Origin of the sequence: Roseovarius sp. (genome assembly GCF_048262375.1) — a bacterium.
In the GTDB taxonomy this organism is placed as follows: domain Bacteria; phylum Pseudomonadota; class Alphaproteobacteria; order Rhodobacterales; family Rhodobacteraceae; genus Roseovarius.
Window position 1 is genome coordinate 1 of record NZ_JBLXFE010000019.1, and the last position, 16616, is coordinate 16616.

Consider the following 16616-nt stretch of genomic DNA (forward strand, 5'->3'; position numbering starts at 1 on the left):
TACATGGACGGCAAGATCGAGATCGACCCGATGATCACCCACACCATGCCGCTCGACGACATCAACAAGGGCTTCGAGCTGATGCACTCGGGCGAGAGCATCAGAAGCGTCGTGATCTACTGACCACGCGCCAAAATGGGCCGCGTTTGAATGAATGCGCTCCGGTTCCACCGCAGAGGAGGGCGGTGCGGGGCGAGGCAAAGGGCAGAGGAGCCCGACACATAAGCGAATGAAGTTTTATCCAGGGAGGACACAATGAAGAAATCACTCTTGATGTCGGCGGCGTTCTTTGTCGGCGCATCCGGCATGGCCATGGCCAACAGCGATCTGCAGACGCGGATCGACGATCCCGCACAATGGGCGATCCAGACCGGCGACTATGCAAACACCCGCTATTCCGAGTTGGATCAGATCAACAAGGACAACGTGGGCAAGTTGCAGGTCGCGTGGACATTCTCGACCGGGGTTCTGCGCGGACATGAGGGCTCGCCCTTGGTGGTTGGGGATGTCATGTATGTTCACACGCCCTTTCCCAATATCGTTTATGCGCTGGATCTGAGCAATGATGGCAAGATCCTGTGGAAATACGAGCCCAAGCAAGATCCCAACGTCATTCCGGTGATGTGCTGCGACACGGTCAATCGGGGTGTGGCCTATGCGGATGGCAAGATTTTCCTGCATCAGGCCGATACCACGATTGTGGCGCTGGATGCCAAGACCGGCGCGGTCCAGTGGACGGCGGTGAATGGCGATCCGTCGATTGGCGAGACCAACACTGCGACGGTGCTGCCGGTCAAGGACAAGGTGATTGTCGGCATTTCAGGCGGTGAATTCGGTGTTCGCGGCTCGGTCACGGCCTATGACATGAACACCGGCGCGCAGGTCTGGCGGGCCTATTCGATGGGCCCCGACAGCGATACGTTGATTGATCCCGAGAACACCACCCATTTGGGCAAGCCGGTGGGAGCGGATTCGGGAATCAATACATGGGAAGGTGATCAGTGGAAGATCGGCGGCGGTTCGACCTGGGGCTGGTATTCCTATGACCCGGAGCTGGACCTGTTCTATTACGGCACCGGCAACCCCTCGACGTGGAACCCGGCGCAGCGCCCCGGCGACAATCGTTGGTCGATGACCATCATGGCGCGGGATCCCGATGATGGCAAGGCCAAGTGGCTCTATCAGATGACCCCGCATGACGAGTGGGATTACGACGGCGTCAACGAAATGATCCTGACGGATCAAGAGGTTGACGGCAAGATGCGCAAGCTCTTGACGCACCCGGATCGCAATGGTCTGGCGTATACGCTGGATCGCGAAACCGGCGAATTGCTGGTGGCCGAGAAGTTCGATCCGGCGGTGAACTGGACCACGGGTGTGGATATGGACCCCGCGTCCCCGACCTATGGCCGTCCGGCTGTCGTGGCCGCCTATTCCACCGAGCAGAATGGCGAGGATGTGAACTCGACCGGGATCTGTCCGGCGGCACTGGGCACCAAGGATCAGCAGCCTTCGGCCTATAGTCCCAAGACGGGTCTGTTCTATATCCCCACCAACCACGTCTGCATGGATTACGAGCCGTTCCGGGTGAGCTATACTGCCGGTCAGCCCTATGTGGGTGCCACGCTGGCGATGTATCCGGCACCGGGCAGCCATGGCGGCATGGGCAATTTCATCGCTTGGGACAATATCGAAGGCAAGATCAAGTGGTCGATCCCCGAGCAGTTCTCGGTCTGGTCGGGTGCTCTGGCCACGGCGGGCGATGTGGTGTTTTACGGCACGCTTGAAGGCTATCTCAAGGCGATTGATGCCTCTTCCGGTGACGAGCTTTACAGCTTTAAGACACCGTCGGGGATCATCGGCAACGTGATGACCTATGAGCATGGCGGCAAGCAATATGTCGGCATCCTGTCGGGTATCGGCGGTTGGGCCGGGATTGGCCTTGCGGCGGGTCTGACCGATCCGAATGCCGGTCTGGGCGCGGTGGGCGGCTATGCGGCGCTGAGCGACTATACTGCGCTGGGCGGCCAGCTGACCGTGTTCAAGCTGCCGGATTGATCGCTGATCTGATCCTGTGACCTGAGCGGCGTGGCACCTTGATGTGCCGCGCCGCCGCACCTAAAGCCCAAAAGGAGTTCCGAATGATGACGATCTGCCGCCTCTTGCCTGTTGGTTTGACCGGAGTTCTGGCGTTGGTTGCCTTGCCGGTCCTAGGCGAGGAGGCCCCGTCGCCCGATGATCCCGAGTTTGCGGCCTCCTATGCGCAAGAGGGACGCTATTTCACTGCCGATGACATTCCCACCTTCAACGTGGCCGAGGATGGCACGGTGGATTGGCGGACCTTTTCGGGGTTTCGCCGCTATCACGCGGAATGCCATGTCTGTCATGGGCCGGATGGCGAGGGGTCTACCTATGCGCCTGCCCTCAAGAATTCGGCTGTAGCGATGGATTATTACGATTTCTTCGGTGTTGTTGCCGAAGGTCGGCAAAAGGTGAATGCTTCGGAGAATTCGGTGATGCCGTCCTTTGGCGCCAACCCGAATGTGATGTGTTATCTGGATGATATTTACGTTTATCTCAAGGCCCGTGGGCTGGGCGTGGTCGAGCGTGGTCGACCGGCCAAGAAAGAGGCGAAATCAGAAAGCATACAGGCGGATGAAGATGCCTGCATGGGCTAAGGCGCTGGCCGTTGCCGTCGCCCTTTTGCCGGGGGCGGGGACGGCGCAGATGGCAGAGTTGGTTTCGCAATCAGCGTTGCGGGTCTGTGCCGATCCGGCCAATGATCCGATGTCGACCGAGGCCGGCACCGGGTTCGAAAACAAGATCGCCGAATTGCTGGCCGTGCAATTGGACAAGCCGGTTGCGTACACTTGGTTTCCCATGGCCACCGGGTTCGTGCGGCGCACTCTGGGTGAAAAACGGTGCGATGTGATCATCGGTTTTGCGCAGGGTCATGAGCTTGTGCAGAACACCAATCATTATATGACCTCGGCCTATACGATCATCCTGCCGCAGACGGGGGAATTGGCGGATGTGGTCACGCTGGCCGATCCGCGTCTCAAGGACAAGGTGGTGGGCATCATCGCAGGCAGCCCGCCGGGCACCCATATGGCGCGCAACGGCTTGATGGCCAAGGCGCGGGCCTATCCGCTGTTTGTGGACAGGCGGGTGCAATCGCCCGCGCTCGACATGCTGCGCGATCTGGAGGCCGGAGAAATTGACGCCGCCGTGCTCTGGGGGCCCATCGGCGGCCCGTTGGTCAAGCGCGAGCATCCGGGGCTGAAGGTGGTGCCGCTGATGCAGGAAGTGGGCGCGCCGAGGATGTTTTACCGGATCACCATGGGGGTGCGCATGGGCGAGGACCAGTGGAAGCGGCAGCTCAATTCCCTCATCCGGCGCAATCAGGCTGAGATTGACGCGATTTTGAGTGAGGCGGGTGTGCCGCTGCTCAATGACATGGGAACTGAGCCCAAGGTGTTGTCACAATGATCCGGGCCGGGCTGGTCGCGCTGATGCTGCTGGCCGCGCCGGTCGCGGCGCAGGGCGTTGCAGAGCCGGAGGGCTATCGTGGGCAACCCTACCGCGCGCCGGTGCCTGAGACATTGGCGGGGGCGGTTGTGGTTGATGCCGGGGCCGCGCATGCCCTGTGGCAGGCGGGTGATGTGGCGTTTGTCGATGTGTTGCCGCGTGCGCCCAAGCCCGCGAACCTGCCTGCTGGCACGATCTGGCGTGAGAAGCCTCGGCTGTCGATTCCGGGGGCTGTCTGGCTGCCCAACACCGGATATGAACGGATCGCGCCCGAAACCGAGGCCTATTTACGGGAGGGGCTGGACGAGGTGACGGGAGGCGATCTGGGCCATCCGGTGCTGTTTTTCTGTCTCGATGACTGTTGGATGTCGTGGAACGCGGCCAAGCGGGCGATGGAAATGGGCCATAGGCAGGTTTATTGGTTCCCCGAGGGCACGGATGGCTGGGACTTTGAGGGGTATCCGCTGGAACGGGTTGAGGCGCGGGCGGGCGAGCCGGGGTCGTAGGGCGGGTGCTGATTGCGGATGGGATTGAGCGTGTCTTCGTTTGGCACCCGCGCGAATAGCACCGCAGGTGCGGCGCGATCGCCAGACTGCCCCCTCGGTCCGGCGATTTTGAAGCATTGCGCAACGCTTGGGGCTTTTACGGTTTTTGCTGGCATAAAGCGGCCGTTCCCGCCGTTGCATCGCCAAACCGCGGTCTGACAATCGCGCGGCACGGTGCACGTCGGGCAATGGCTTGGCCTAGCACTGACCTGCGCGCCTCAATAGGCCGCGAGGCTGGTGCGGGCGCTGGTTTTCGTCCCATCGGTATCGCGCAGGCTGACCTCCGCCGCTGTGGTCCCTGACGGGATGGAGACCCGCAGGCGGGGGTTCTCCGAGAGGGAAATGCTGCCGGTTATGGTGAGGTAGGGCCTATTGTCGAGGCTGACGGTGAGGTCGTCCACCACGCGCATCGGGGTAAAGAGCAGCGTGATCTGATCCATCGCCAGCCCTGAATGGCTGGGATGGCTGATGTCGATATCAAGCGCATGCACCTTGCCTGCGAGTGTGGCAAGGCGGGTGTTCGCGCTCTTGCTTGGGGCTGTGATCGTGGGCAAAAAGGCCAATTCCATGTCGCCCAATGTTGCCAGAGCCGCCACCGGATCGGTACCCGGCGGTGCGGCGCAGGCCCCTTGGCCAGAGGTTTTGAGGAACGCCTCGGCCATGTGCCGCTCGCCCGCGTCGGTGAGGGCCACCAGATGCAGTGGGGTCTGACCGTTGAGGCGGGCGGTCAGGCTAAATGCGAATTCCGTCTGCGGTTGCGTAAGGTGGAATTCGGCCGCAACGGGGGCTGGGTTCTCGTCGATCACAAGCGTGATGACGGTGATACGTTGTCCGGCGGGGGCCGTGACATGGCCACCCAACACGGTGCGCGCATCATCGGTGGCGCGGTAGGGGGCATCCAGCGTGACCTGTGCGCTCTGTGCGATCACGGGCGCGTCGCCGTAAAGGGCGGATTGAATGTCAGGCCAAGTGGATTGCGCCAGCGCGGGACCGCAAAGCAGGAGGGCCGCAAGGGCCAGCGGCAGTCGTATCATGTCATCCCTCCGCAAAGATATGGGTTTTGAAGATATAGCGCATGCCGCGCAGCCATGAATCATCGGTATTCGAGCGGATATCGACCGCACGGGCGCGCACCACCACGCCACTTGGCACGGCGCGCAGCACGAGATTCATCGAGAGAATGAGGTTCGAGACCTTCTGTACCTCGCCCACCAGCACATAATCCGCATCGAGCCGCGCCGCGAGGCGGGTTTCGCAGCCATAGCAATCTGCGGGGTTGCTGACGGTCGCGAGATCCTCTGCGATGGGGCTGAGATCCAGCAGGGCAAAGCCACTCTCGGCAAAGCGGGACCGGACATAGTCCTGGACCAGCACCAGCCGGGCGGTTTCATCAGCGCGCACCGGATTATAGGCGCCTTCGGTCGAGGTATCTATAAAGGTGATCCCGAGAAAGGCGACGCTGGCACCATCGCGCCCCTGCGCCATGGCGGCGGAGACCGACAGAAACCCAGCCAGAAGCCCGAGGAAAAGCACCCGCATCATGCGGGCATGCTATGCGCGGGCGTGGTGGGGCGCTATGCGACTTTGGGGGGAGGGTGTGGGCGCTTTAGACGCCCACCTCAATCATCGCTTTGGCCAGAATCGGCACGGTGCGGGCGTTCAGCCCGGCGATATTGATACGGCTGTCACCGATCATGTAGATCGCATGTTCGGCGCGCAGGCGTTCAACCTGTTCGGGGCTGGCGCCCAAGCGCGAGAACATACCGCGATGCTGGGCGATAAAGCCGAAGCGATCCGAGCCGGAAATACGCTGCAATTCTGCCGCGAGGGATTCGCGCAGTTTGAGCATGCCAAGGCGCACCTCCTCAAGCTCTGACTGCCAATCGGCGCGCAGGGCGGGATCACTCAGCACCATTGTCACCAGTCGCGCGCCGTGATCGGGCGGAAAGGAATAGTTCTGGCGGTTGAGATAGGCGAGATTGCCTTGGGTGATCTTTTGCAGGCTCTTGTCCTGCGCCACCGCCATCAGGATGCCGGTACGTTCGCGGTAGATGCCGAAATTCTTGGAGCAGCTCGCGGCAATCAGCATCTCGGGGCAATTTTCAGCGACAAAGCGCACGGCGGCGGCATCCGCCTCGAGCCCGTCACCGAAACCCTGATAGGCGATGTCAATCATCGGCAGCGCGCCGCGCGCATTGAGCAGGTCCACCACCGCCCGCCATTCGGTCATGTTGAGATTGGCGCCGGTCGGATTGTGGCAGCAGCCGTGCAAAAGCACCACATCGCCCGCACGCAAACCGTCGAGATCGGCCATCATGCCGGTGAAATCGACGCCCACGGTCTCGGGATCGAAATAGCGATACATCACCACCTCAATGCCCATATGTGCGAGGATGCTCAGGTGGTTGGGCCATGTCGGATCGGAGACAAAGACGCGCGCGCCGGGGCTGGCCATCTTGATCAGATCAAACGCCTGACGCACAGCGCCGGTGCCGCCGGGCGTGGCAATGGCCGACACCTGATCGCGCGCAACCGCATCGCCCAGAACGAGGGCGATCATCGCATCGGCAAAGGCGGGATCACCAGCAAGAGCGGTATAGGCCTTGGAGGTCTCGGCCTCCCACAACTGTTTCTCGGCGGCCTTGACGGCGCGCATCACAGGGGTCACGCCTTCGGGGGTCTTGTAGACGCCGACACCCAGATCAATCTTGCTCTCGCGGGGGTCCTCGCGGAATGCTTGCCCGAGGGCCAGAATCTTGTCGGCGGGTTTTTCTTTCAAGGCGTCAAACATCAGGCTTCTCCAGTGGCGACGGGCAGAGTCGGGAAGGCGCCCCATTCTGTCCATGACCCGTCATAAAGTGCATGGTCGGTCTTGCCGATCCGTTCCAGCGCCAGATTGATGATGGCGGCGGTCACGCCCGAGCCGCAGGAGGTAATGACCGGCTTGGTCATGTCCACACCGGCAGTGGCAAAGACGGCGCGCAGGGCATCGGGGTCCTTCATCGTCATGTCGGCGTTCAAGAGATCGGTGTAGGGCACGTTCTTGGAGCCGGGAATATGGCCAGCGCGCAGACCGGCGCGCGGCTCAGGAACCTCGCCGCGAAAGCGGGGCGCGGAGCGCGCATCGAGGATTTCGTAATCGCCCAGTTTGGCGGCGGCCGCGACTTGGGTCACGTCCTTGACCATGTGGTTCTGGCGGCGCACGGTCATGTGGCGATCGCGGATGACGGGCGGCATGTCCTCGATGGCGCGGCCCTCGGCCTGCCATTTCGGGAAACCACCGTCCAGAACGGCGATATTGTCCTGCCCCATCAGCCGGAACAGCCACCAGACGCGGGCCGCTGAAAACAGGCCCTTGGCGTCATAGACCACCACCTGATGCCCGTCGCCGACGCCCATGGCGCGCAGTTTCGACATGAATTTCTCGACCGGCGGGGCCATGTGGGGCAATTCCGAGCGCGCATCGCTGATGTCGTCGATGTCAAAGAAGCGCGCGCCGGGGATATGCGCCGCCTCGTATTCGGCATGCCCTTGGCGCCCTTCGGCGGCCATGAACATGGTGCCATCCAGAATGCGCAGGTCGGGGTCCTTCATATGGGCCGCGAGCCAGTCGGTGGAAACAAGCGTTTTCGGATCATCAGTGGCCATGTGCGCCCCCCGGGTTCAAACGCTTTCTGCCTACAGTCTGAGGGGCAAAAGGGCAAGACCGGGAAGATTTTGTCAGGCGCTCATCGGCGCAGCATTTGTGCAGCGGTGCCCAAGAGCCAGACCGAGGCCAAACCGCAGAGCGCGGCGGCGAGGGTGACACGCAAGAGATAGCCCACGTCACCGCCCCCGGTGAGGGCGGCAATGACCCCGGGCGGTGCAAGCGAGAACAAAAACAGGCCCAAGGCCCCGCCCGCGCCACCGATCATCGCATGCAAGAGCCAGCCAAGGCTGGAGCTGTGCCATAAACCGGCTGCGATCATCCCGACCGTTGCCCCGGTAAAGAGTGCGATCAAGAGTTCCATCCGCGCCCTTCTGGCCCTAGCCGTGATCCTTCAGCAGGCGCTGCTTTTGCCGGGCCCAGTCGCGCTTGGCCTCGGTTTCGCGCTTGTCGTGATTCTTCTTGCCCTTGGCGATGCCGATCTTGAGTTTGGCGATGCCGCGATGGTTGAAATAGAGCACCAAGGGCACAAGGGTCATGCCCTTACGCTGGGTTTCGCTCCAGAGTCGGGACATTTCCTTTTTCGAGACCAGCAGTTTGCGCCGCCGCTTTTCCTCGTGGCCAAAGGTTTTGGCCTGCTCGTAGGGGGCGATGTAGGAATTCACCAACCACAGTTCACCGTTTTCGACCATGGCGTAGCTTTCGGCGATATTGGCGCTGTTGACGCGCAGCGATTTCACCTCGGAGCCCTCAAGGATGATGCCGCATTCGAGATCGTCCTCAATGGCGTAGTCATACCGTGCACGCCGGTTTTCGGCGATCACCTTGTAGTTTGGATTTTCCTTTGCCTTGGCCATTCCGCCTACCTAATGGCGCGCGTGGATACTGTCCAGCGGGACCCCTGCTTCATCGTTCCAAAAATACTCATTCAACCTCATGCCACAGAGCGGGCGCTCGGACGTGGGGCTATTCCGCGGCGCGGCGGAGGCTGGCCATCAGAAGGTGGAATTTTTCGCCCTGAATGGCCACATGGCCGCGCAACACCTCTGCTGCGCGTTGTGCATCACCCGCGCGCAGGGCGGTTACGACCGCCTCATGTTCGGCCATGGATTGCGCCATGCGGCCCCGCAGGCGCAACTGCATGCGACGAAACGGTTTGAGGCGACGGTGCAGGCGCAGCGCCTCTTGTTCAAGAAACGCATTGCCCGCGTGGCGATAGATCATGTGATGAAACTGCTCGTTCTCGCGGTAATAGCCATCGGCGTCGTCGGCTATGATCGCTTCGGTGCACCGTGCATTCGCGGCGTCGAGATCAGCGAGAGCCGATTCGGAGATGCGATGCGCGGCAAGGCGTCCGCAGACGCCCTCGATTTCGGCCATGGTTTCAAACATTTCCATCAGTTCGACCAGACCCGGCTGTCGGATGAATACGCCCCGGCGCGGGATTTGTTCGGCGAGGCCGGAGGCGACAAGCCGTCCCAAGGCCTCACGGATGGGGGTGCGTGAGACATTGAACTGACGCGCGAGGCGAATTTCGTCCAGCCGGTCGCCATCGCTGAAATTGCCGGTAAAGACCAACTCTTCCAGTGCATCAGCGATCTTATCAGCTCGGCGTATCTCCATGAAAAAATCCTAGCGAGAGCGGAGTTTGTGCGCAAGTGGGAAACTCTTGTATACAAAAATCTTGACTCTGAATTCAAAACACCAAAGACTTGGCAGCACGGTCCGGGCTACACCGCCTGGGCACAATGGGAGGAAGATATGAAGAAGATGACTTTCACGGCAGCCGCTGTTGCCGGGATCATGCTGCTGAGCAGCGTTGCCAATGCCGCCGAGTTGCGCCTGTCGCATCAGTGGTCCAACAACGACGTGCGTCACAAGGTGGCGCAGATGGTGGCCGATGATGTGGCCGCCGCCGGTGTCGATCTGGATATCAAGATCTTTGGCTCGCAATCGCTGTTCAAGGCGCGCGAGCAGTATACGCCGCTGAGCCGGGGTCAACTTGACATGACCGTGTTGCCGCTGAGCTATGCCGGGGGCCAGCAGCCTGCCTATAACCTCACGCTGATGCCGGGTCTGGTCAAGAACCACGACCACGCGGCGCGTTTGTCCGCCAGCCCGTTCATGGAAACGATCGAGGCCAAGATGGCCGAGGATGACGTGATGGTTCTGGTGCATGGCTATCTGGCCGGCGGCTTTGCCAGCGCGGACAAGTGCATTACCAAGCCTGAGGATGTGGCTGGTCTTCAGACCCGTGCGGCGGGCAAGGCGTTTGAGCAGATGCTTGCGGGTGCGGGCGCGTCGATTGCCTCGATGGCCAGCTCGGAAATCTACAATGCGATGCAAACCGGGGTTCTGGATGCGGTCAACACCTCGTCCTCGTCCTTTGTGTCCTATCGCATTTATGAGCAGGTGAAATGCTATACCCCGGCCGGCGATGTCGCGCTGTGGTTCATGTATCAGCCGCTCCTGATGAACAAATCCACCTTTGAAGGTCTGAGCGCCGAGCAGCAGGCAGCGTTGCTGGCTGCGGCGGAAAAGGCCGAGGCGTTCTATCTGGAAGAAGCCAAGAAAGAGGATGCCGCGTCGGTTGATGTGTTCCGCGATGCAGGCGTCGAGATTGCGTCGATGACCGAAGAGGATTTCGCCGCATGGCGGGCGCTGGCGACCGAGACCTCTTACAAGGCCTTTGTCGAAAGCGTGCCGGACGGGCAGGCGCTGCTTGATATGGCATTCGCCGTCGAGTGATTGCACAGGCCGCCGCGCCCGCTGAGGCGCGGCGGCTCTCCTTGATATTTTTCCTGACACGAGGACTGACCATGGCTGGCCATGCATCGGGTGCGGTCGCACGCACCGGACAAAATCCTTATCTTCGCTTTGTTGCAGCGCTCTCGACCCTTGCGGGCTGGGTCTCGGCCGGAATGATTGTCACGTCTGTTATCATCACCTGCCAGATGATCTGGATACGCTTTGTTCTCAACGGAGCGACCATCTGGCAGACTGAGGCGGTGATCTATCTGATGATTGCGGCCACTCTGCTGGGCCTGTCCTATGTGCAGCGCCTGCGCGGGCATGTGAATGTTGATCTGATCCCGCTGGCCCTGCCCAGACGTATGCGCAGGGGCTTGGCCGTGCTGACCCTGACGCTGTCTATCGTGATCGTCGCGATCATGCTGTGGTACGGCTATGAATTCTGGCATGTCGCCTGGGCGCGCGGCTGGACCTCGGACACGGTCTGGGCGGTCCGGCTGTGGATTCCCTATCTGGCGCTGCCTGTCGGGCTTGGCCTGTTCTTGCTGCAACTCGTCGCCGATCTGGTGGCGGTGGTGCTGAAAATCGACTCACCGTTCGGATTGGAGGACGCCTGATGGATCCGCTTTTGCTTGGCCTGATTGTTGCGGTGGCAACGATTGTGGTGCTGTTTTCCGGGGTCTCTGTGGCGCTGGGTTTGTTGATCGTCTCGGGCGGGTTTCTGCTTGTGTTTGACGGGGCGCGGTCGCTGGAGCTGATGCCCGAGATTTTCTTTGGCAAGCTCGATAACTTCGCGCTGTTGTCGATCCCGATGTTCATTATCATGGGGTCCTCGATTGCCTCGACCCGTGCGGGGGCCGATCTTTATGAGGCGCTGGAGCGGTGGCTCACCCGTGTGCCGGGCGGGCTGGTGATTTCCAACCTCGGGGCCTGCGCGCTCTTTTCGGCGATGTCGGGATCAAGCCCTGCCACCTGTGCCGCCATCGGCAAGATGGGCATCCCCGAGATGCGCAAGCGCGGATATCCCGATGCGGTTGCGGCGGGGTCCATTGCGGCGGGCGGCACGCTGGGCATTCTCATCCCGCCTTCGGTCACGATGATCGTCTACGGGATCGCCACGGAAACCTCGATCGGGCGGCTGTTTCTGGCCGGGGTCGTGCCGGGGCTGATGCTGGTTGCGCTCTTTATGGCGTGGTCGCTCTATTCCACTTGGAAATCTGGGGATATCAACCTGCTGAACGGGCGCAGCTATTCCTGGGTCGAGCGGTTCGAGATCCTGCCGCGCGTGTTGCCGTTCCTCGCGATCATCCTTGGGGTACTCTACGCGATGTATGGCGGCATTGCCACGCCGTCCGAGACCGCCGCAGTGGGGGCGCTTCTCTGTCTGCTGATTGCGATGGTGATCTACAAGCTGTGGGACCCGCGCGCGCTCTGGGTGGTGCTGCGCGACAGCACCCGCGAGAGTGTGATGATCCTGTTCATTATCGCGGCGGCTGGGGTTTTTTCCTATATGCTGTCGTCGCTCTTTATCACCCAATCCATTGCCGAATGGATCGGCACGCTGGACGTGAACCGCTGGGTCCTGATGGGTGCGGTGAATGTTTTCTTGCTGTTCGCAGGGTTTTTCCTGCCGCCGGTGGCGGTGATCCTGATGGCGGCACCGATCCTCTTGCCGATCATCACCACTGCGGGGTTCGATCCGATCTGGTTTGCCGTGGTGCTGACGATCAACATGGAAATCGGGCTGATTTCGCCGCCGGTGGGTCTCAACCTTTATGTCATCAACGGCATTGCACCTGACATCAAGCTCAAGACGATCCTTTACGGTTCGCTGCCCTATGTCGGCTGTATGATCCTTGCGATTGTTTTGCTGTGCCTCTTTCCGGGATTGGCCACATGGTTGCCTGATGCGGTGATGGGAGCGGCACGATGAGCGTTCTTGCGGATTTGCTGGCCACGGTGTTCGAGCGGCGCTATCGCGGCGCATCGGAACCGGATCACAAGAACCGCAACATTGAGGCGCTGTGCCGTGATCTCTTGGGCAGTTCAGGTGAGGTGTCGGGAATGGCCTTGGCGCGGCTGATCCTTGATCGTTACGCGGGCATGCAGGATGCGGATAAACTGGAGCTGTTTCAGTTTCTGACCGATCACATGGGGGTTGATCCCGAAACCGTGCGCAATGCGCTGGATGCATTCGAAGCAGGGCCGGACCGGGGCAGCTATCGCACCTTTATGGCCGCGTCAGAGCCGCCGCGACAGGAGTTGGCGAGGCGTCTCAATCAGGTGCCGGGGGCGACGGCGCAACTGGTTGCGATGCGGGCGGATCTGTTGCGGCTGGCGCGGGAACACCCGGAACTGGCTGTGGTCGATCTGGATCTCAAACATCTCTTTGCGTCTTGGTTCAATCGCGGATTTCTGGTGTTGCGCCCGATCAACTGGTCCTCGCCCGCTGATGTACTGGAAAAGATCATTGCCTATGAGGCGGTGCATGCGATTGACAGCTGGGACGATCTGCGCCGCCGTCTGGCGCCGAAGGATCGGCGCTGTTTCGGGTTCTTTCACCCGGCGATGCCCGATGAACCGCTGATTTTCGTCGAAGTTGCGCTGAGCCGGGGTATTCCCGGCGCGATCCATGACGTTCTTTCAGAAGAGCGTGCGGTGATTGGCGCGCATGAGGCGGATACGGCGGTGTTCTATTCGATCTCGAATTGTCAGGCCGGGCTGGCGGGGATTTCCTTTGGCAATTCGTTGATCAAGCAGGTGGTGGCCGATCTGTCGCAGGAATTGCCGGGGCTCAAGACCTTTGTCACGCTCTCGCCGATTCCGGGCCTGACCCGCTGGATGGACGAGAGCGGTACACCGCGACCCGCCGAGGCAGAGATGCTGCGGGCGGTCACGGCGCAGTATCTGCTCACGGCCAAGCGCAAGGATGGCGGACCCTATGATCCGGTGGCCCGGTTCCATCTGGGCAACGGGGCGTCGGTGCATGCCATCCATGCGGGGGCGGACCTGTCGCCCAATGGGCAAAAGCAATCGGATGGGGTGATGGTGAATTACCTTTACGACCGGGCGCAGATTTCGCAAAACCACGAACGATTTGCCGGGGCAGGCGTGATTGCCGCCTCTGCCGAGGTGACCGCGCTTGCCGCTGCCGCCGCAAAAAAGACTGAGTGAAGGACAAAAGCCATGGCCAATCCCCTCTATGATACATTGTTCGGTTGCCATGCCGGGCAAACCGCGCCGTTTCTGCATCTCGCGGATGGTTCCGCGCTCGGCTATGATGCGTTTCTGCGGCTGACAGCACGGTATGCGCATGCGTTCACTGCGGCGGGTCTGGTGCCCGGTGACCGGCTGGCGGCGCAAATCGAGAAATCCCCCGAGGCGCTGGCGGTTTATGCGGCCTGCGTGCAGGCGGGCATCGTGTTCTTGCCGCTCAATACCGGCTATACAGGTGACGAGCTAAACTATTTCGTAAGCGATAGCGGGGCGCGGCTGTTGCTTTGTGACGGGGCCAAGGCGGGGGCGTTGCAGGCCGTGGCGGATCAGGCCGGGGCCATTCTCATGACGTTGAACGCCGATGGCACGGGTACGCTCGTCGATGCGGCCAAAGCCCTGCCCGAGACATTCGAGACCGCCGCGCGCGGGCAGGATGATCTGGCGGCGTTTCTTTATACGTCCGGTACGACGGGGCGCTCCAAGGGGGCTATGCTGACGCAGAGAAATTTGCTGTCCAATGCAGAGGTGCTGGTGGACTATTGGCGGTTCACGCGCGACGATGTGCTCTTGCACGCCTTGCCGATCTTTCACACCCATGGCCTGTTTGTTGCGACCAACATCATTCTCTTGGCGGGCGGGTCGATGATCTTTTTGCCCAAGTTCGATCAGGACCGCGTCATCGAATTGCTGCCGCGCGCGACCTCTATGATGGGGGTGCCAACGTTCTACACCCGGCTTTTGGACGATCCGCGGTTTACCCGTGATCTGGTTGCGCATATGCGGCTCTTTACCTCGGGATCGGCCCCTTTGCTGGCGGAAACCCATGTGGCGTTTGAAGAGCGCACGGGGCACCGGATTCTGGAACGCTACGGCATGACCGAGACCAATATGAACACCTCGAACCCCTATGAGGGCGCGCGGCGCGCGGGCACGGTTGGCTTTCCGCTGCCCGGCGTGGAGTTGAAGATCACCGATTTGCAGACCGGCGCTGAGGTGCCACAGGGCGAGATTGGTATTATCGAAGTGCGCGGGCCCAATGTCTTTGCGGGCTATTGGAACATGCCCGAAAAGACGGCTGAGGAACTGCGCGCCGATGGGTTCTTTATCACCGGCGATCTGGGGATGATTGATGATCAAGGCTATGTGCAGATCGTCGGGCGCAACAAGGATCTGATCATTTCGGGCGGGTATAACATCTACCCAAAAGAAATCGAGCTGTTGCTGGATGAACAGCCCGGCGTGTTGGAAAGCGCCGTTGTGGGTGTGCCGCATCCCGATTTCGGTGAGACCGTGGTAGGTTTTCTGGTGGCGCAGAAGGGGGTCTCTCTCGATCTTGAGGCGATTGCCGGAGCGGCGGCGAAGAGCCTTGCGCGGTTTAAGCATCCGCGCAAGCTTATCGTGCTCGGGGAGTTGCCACGCAACACCATGGGCAAGGTGCAAAAGAACATCCTGCGCGCCGAGTATGCAGGGTTGTTCGCCGCGGCGTGAGCGGCAAGGAATCGGACGGATTATGGCCCGGCCGCCTATGGCGCCGGGCCTTTTTCATGGGTGGTTTTGATCTATGAGACCAAAGTATGATCGAAGCTATATGATTGATTTTAAGATATAAAAGCAAGATTTTAGCGTGACTTTACGCAATGTGCTGTGCGCTTGGGCGAAAGCACCTTACAAACTTGTGACTTTTGCTAGGATACACGCATGGGGCGATCCCGCCGCCGCCAAGACCTTGACGGAGACCGCGCATGTTCCGCAAAGCCCTGCTTGTCCTTGCGGGCCTCATGGCCCTCGCACAGCCTGCCCAAGCGCAGGAGGTCAGGGCCGCCGTGCTGCGGGTGGATTACCCGGCGCTCTTGCCGGTGTCGCGGCTGGACCTGAGGCCCGAGGATCTGGGATTTGCGGGTGCACAACTGGCGACTGAGGACAATCAGACCACGGGCCGGTTCATGGGGCAGATCTATGTGACGCAAGAGGTGGCCGCCGTCCCCGAGACTGCGCTGGCCGAGTTCGAGCGGTTGCAGGGCGAAGGGCTGCGGTTCTTTGTGGTGCAGGCGCGGGCCGAGGAACTGCTGGCGATGGCCGGGGCCGCCGTGCCAAGTACGCTGATCTTGAACACGCTGGCCCCCGATACGGCGCTGCGCAGTGGGGATTGCCGGGGTAATATCCTGCATGTCGCCCCCTCGCGACAGATGCTGAGCGATGCGGTGGCGCAGTTCCTGATCTGGAAGAAATGGCCGCGCTGGGCGCTCATTCATGGCTCGCATCCCGAAGATATCGCGCTGGCAGAGGCGTACCGCACCTCTGCGGCCAAGTTCGGAGCAAAGATTGTGGCTGAAAGGGAATTCACCGACACCGGCGGCGCACGGCGCACCGATACCGGGCATGTGCAGGTGCAGCGGCAATTGCCGGTCTTTACCCAAGACATGAATAAGCCTGACGTGATCATCGCCGCCGATGAAACCGATGTGTTCGCCACCTATCTGCCGTTTCACACTTGGCGGCCCTCGCCCGTCACCGGATCGGCGGGGCTGCGCCCGCTGGCGTGGCATCCGGCGCTGGAGGCTTGGGGCGCAACGCAGTTTCAGAACCGGTTCGAGGCATCGACCGGGCGATATATGCGGCCAGAGGATTACACCGCCTGGCTCGCGCTGCGGGTGCTGGGCGAGGCGGTGACGCGCACCAAGAGCGCCGATCCCGCCGTGATCCGCGCCTATGCGCTGAGCGAGAATTTCGAGCTCGCGGCGTTCAAGGGACAAAAGCTGACCTTTCGGGCGTGGAATGGCCAGTTGCGTCAGCCGATCCTGTTGGCCGATGGGCGCATCATGCTGAGCGTTTCGCCGCAGGAAGGGTTTCTGCATCAACGCTCGCTCTTGGATACGCTAGGTCTTGATCAGCCCGAGAGCGCTTGCACTGCCTTTGATCCATAACAGGAG

Annotated in this window: 17 protein-coding genes and 1 pseudogene; 11 read left to right on the forward strand and 7 right to left on the reverse strand. The window is 61.1% G+C overall.

What is annotated here, in order from left to right:
* From ACN0SW_RS16250 to ACN0SW_RS16270, 5 genes and pseudogenes are all read left to right on the forward strand, one after another.
* A pseudogene (locus ACN0SW_RS16250) lies at window positions 1-123 on the forward strand (S-(hydroxymethyl)glutathione dehydrogenase); the annotation flags it as partial.
* Window positions 124-255: 132 nt separating this feature from the next.
* Window positions 256-2058, forward strand: coding sequence for a lanthanide-dependent methanol dehydrogenase XoxF5 (xoxF5, locus tag ACN0SW_RS16255; protein WP_417728978.1), 1803 nt, complete (start codon window positions 256-258; stop codon window positions 2056-2058).
* Between the two features lie 83 nt (window positions 2059-2141).
* The gene (locus ACN0SW_RS16260) at window positions 2142-2678 is read left to right on the forward strand and encodes a c-type cytochrome, methanol metabolism-related (RefSeq protein ID WP_417728979.1); all 537 of its coding nucleotides are present in this window, start codon (window positions 2142-2144) and stop codon (window positions 2676-2678) included.
* Complete coding sequence (locus ACN0SW_RS16265; RefSeq protein ID WP_417728980.1) at window positions 2662-3489, forward strand: substrate-binding domain-containing protein; 828 nt, start codon at window positions 2662-2664, stop codon at window positions 3487-3489. Before ACN0SW_RS16260 ends, ACN0SW_RS16265 begins: the two co-directional genes overlap by 17 nt.
* Window positions 3486-4034: a PQQ-dependent catabolism-associated CXXCW motif protein gene (locus ACN0SW_RS16270; RefSeq protein WP_417728981.1), complete on the forward strand. Its 549-nt coding sequence runs from the start codon at window positions 3486-3488 to the stop codon at window positions 4032-4034. Before ACN0SW_RS16265 ends, ACN0SW_RS16270 begins: the two co-directional genes overlap by 4 nt.
* Before the next feature lie 257 nt (window positions 4035-4291).
* Here ACN0SW_RS16270 and ACN0SW_RS16275 read toward each other — a convergent pair whose 3' ends face one another.
* The 7 genes from ACN0SW_RS16275 to ACN0SW_RS16305 form a co-directional block, all read right to left on the reverse strand.
* A complete protein-coding gene (locus ACN0SW_RS16275; RefSeq protein ID WP_417728982.1) occupies window positions 4292-5107 on the reverse strand; it encodes a quinoprotein dehydrogenase-associated SoxYZ-like carrier in 816 nt (271 codons plus the stop codon).
* A 1-nt stretch (window position 5108) separates the two neighbouring features.
* On the reverse strand, window positions 5109-5615 hold the full coding sequence (locus ACN0SW_RS16280; protein ID WP_417728983.1) for a DUF3280 domain-containing protein: 507 nt from the start codon (window positions 5613-5615) through the stop codon (window positions 5109-5111).
* A 64-nt stretch (window positions 5616-5679) separates the two neighbouring features.
* Window positions 5680-6864: an aromatic amino acid transaminase gene (locus ACN0SW_RS16285; RefSeq protein ID WP_417728984.1), complete on the reverse strand. Its 1185-nt coding sequence runs from the start codon at window positions 6862-6864 to the stop codon at window positions 5680-5682.
* Window positions 6864-7721, reverse strand: coding sequence for a 3-mercaptopyruvate sulfurtransferase (gene sseA / locus ACN0SW_RS16290; RefSeq protein ID WP_417728985.1), 858 nt, complete (start codon window positions 7719-7721; stop codon window positions 6864-6866). The genes ACN0SW_RS16285 and sseA overlap by 1 nt, the downstream gene beginning before the upstream one ends.
* Window positions 7722-7801: 80 nt before the next feature.
* Window positions 7802-8083, reverse strand: coding sequence for an SsrA-binding protein (locus tag ACN0SW_RS16295; RefSeq protein WP_417728986.1), 282 nt, complete (start codon window positions 8081-8083; stop codon window positions 7802-7804).
* Between the two features lie 16 nt (window positions 8084-8099).
* Window positions 8100-8576, reverse strand: a complete 477-nt coding sequence (smpB, locus tag ACN0SW_RS16300; protein WP_417728987.1) for an SsrA-binding protein SmpB — start codon at window positions 8574-8576, stop codon at window positions 8100-8102.
* A 109-nt stretch (window positions 8577-8685) separates the two neighbouring features.
* The gene (locus tag ACN0SW_RS16305; protein WP_417728988.1) at window positions 8686-9342 is read right to left on the reverse strand and encodes a GntR family transcriptional regulator; all 657 of its coding nucleotides are present in this window, start codon (window positions 9340-9342) and stop codon (window positions 8686-8688) included.
* Window positions 9343-9480: 138 nt separating this feature from the next.
* Here ACN0SW_RS16305 and dctP point away from each other — a divergent pair, with 138 nt between their 5' ends.
* The 6 genes from dctP to ACN0SW_RS16335 all read left to right on the forward strand — a co-directional run bounded on the left by dctP (window position 9481) and on the right by ACN0SW_RS16335 (window position 16610).
* Window positions 9481-10467, forward strand: coding sequence for a TRAP transporter substrate-binding protein DctP (gene dctP, locus ACN0SW_RS16310; RefSeq protein ID WP_417728989.1), 987 nt, complete (start codon window positions 9481-9483; stop codon window positions 10465-10467).
* Window positions 10468-10538: 71 nt separating this feature from the next.
* Complete coding sequence (locus ACN0SW_RS16315) at window positions 10539-11087, forward strand: TRAP transporter small permease (RefSeq protein ID WP_417728990.1); 549 nt, start codon at window positions 10539-10541, stop codon at window positions 11085-11087.
* Window positions 11087-12403 carry a TRAP transporter large permease gene (locus ACN0SW_RS16320; RefSeq protein WP_417728991.1) on the forward strand — a complete coding sequence of 439 codons (1317 nt, stop codon included), beginning with the start codon at window positions 11087-11089 and terminating at the stop codon, window positions 12401-12403. The genes ACN0SW_RS16315 and ACN0SW_RS16320 overlap by 1 nt, the downstream gene beginning before the upstream one ends.
* Window positions 12400-13644 (forward strand): malonyl-CoA decarboxylase, encoded by a 1245-nt coding sequence (locus ACN0SW_RS16325; RefSeq protein WP_417728992.1) that lies wholly within the window; start codon window positions 12400-12402, stop codon window positions 13642-13644. The genes ACN0SW_RS16320 and ACN0SW_RS16325 overlap by 4 nt, the downstream gene beginning before the upstream one ends.
* A gap of 12 nt (window positions 13645-13656) precedes the next feature.
* The gene (locus ACN0SW_RS16330) at window positions 13657-15174 is read left to right on the forward strand and encodes a malonate--CoA ligase (RefSeq protein ID WP_417728993.1); all 1518 of its coding nucleotides are present in this window, start codon (window positions 13657-13659) and stop codon (window positions 15172-15174) included.
* Window positions 15175-15428: 254 nt separating this feature from the next.
* Window positions 15429-16610 (forward strand): ABC transporter substrate-binding protein, encoded by a 1182-nt coding sequence (locus ACN0SW_RS16335; protein ID WP_417728994.1) that lies wholly within the window; start codon window positions 15429-15431, stop codon window positions 16608-16610.
* Window positions 16611-16616 lie beyond the last annotated feature (6 nt).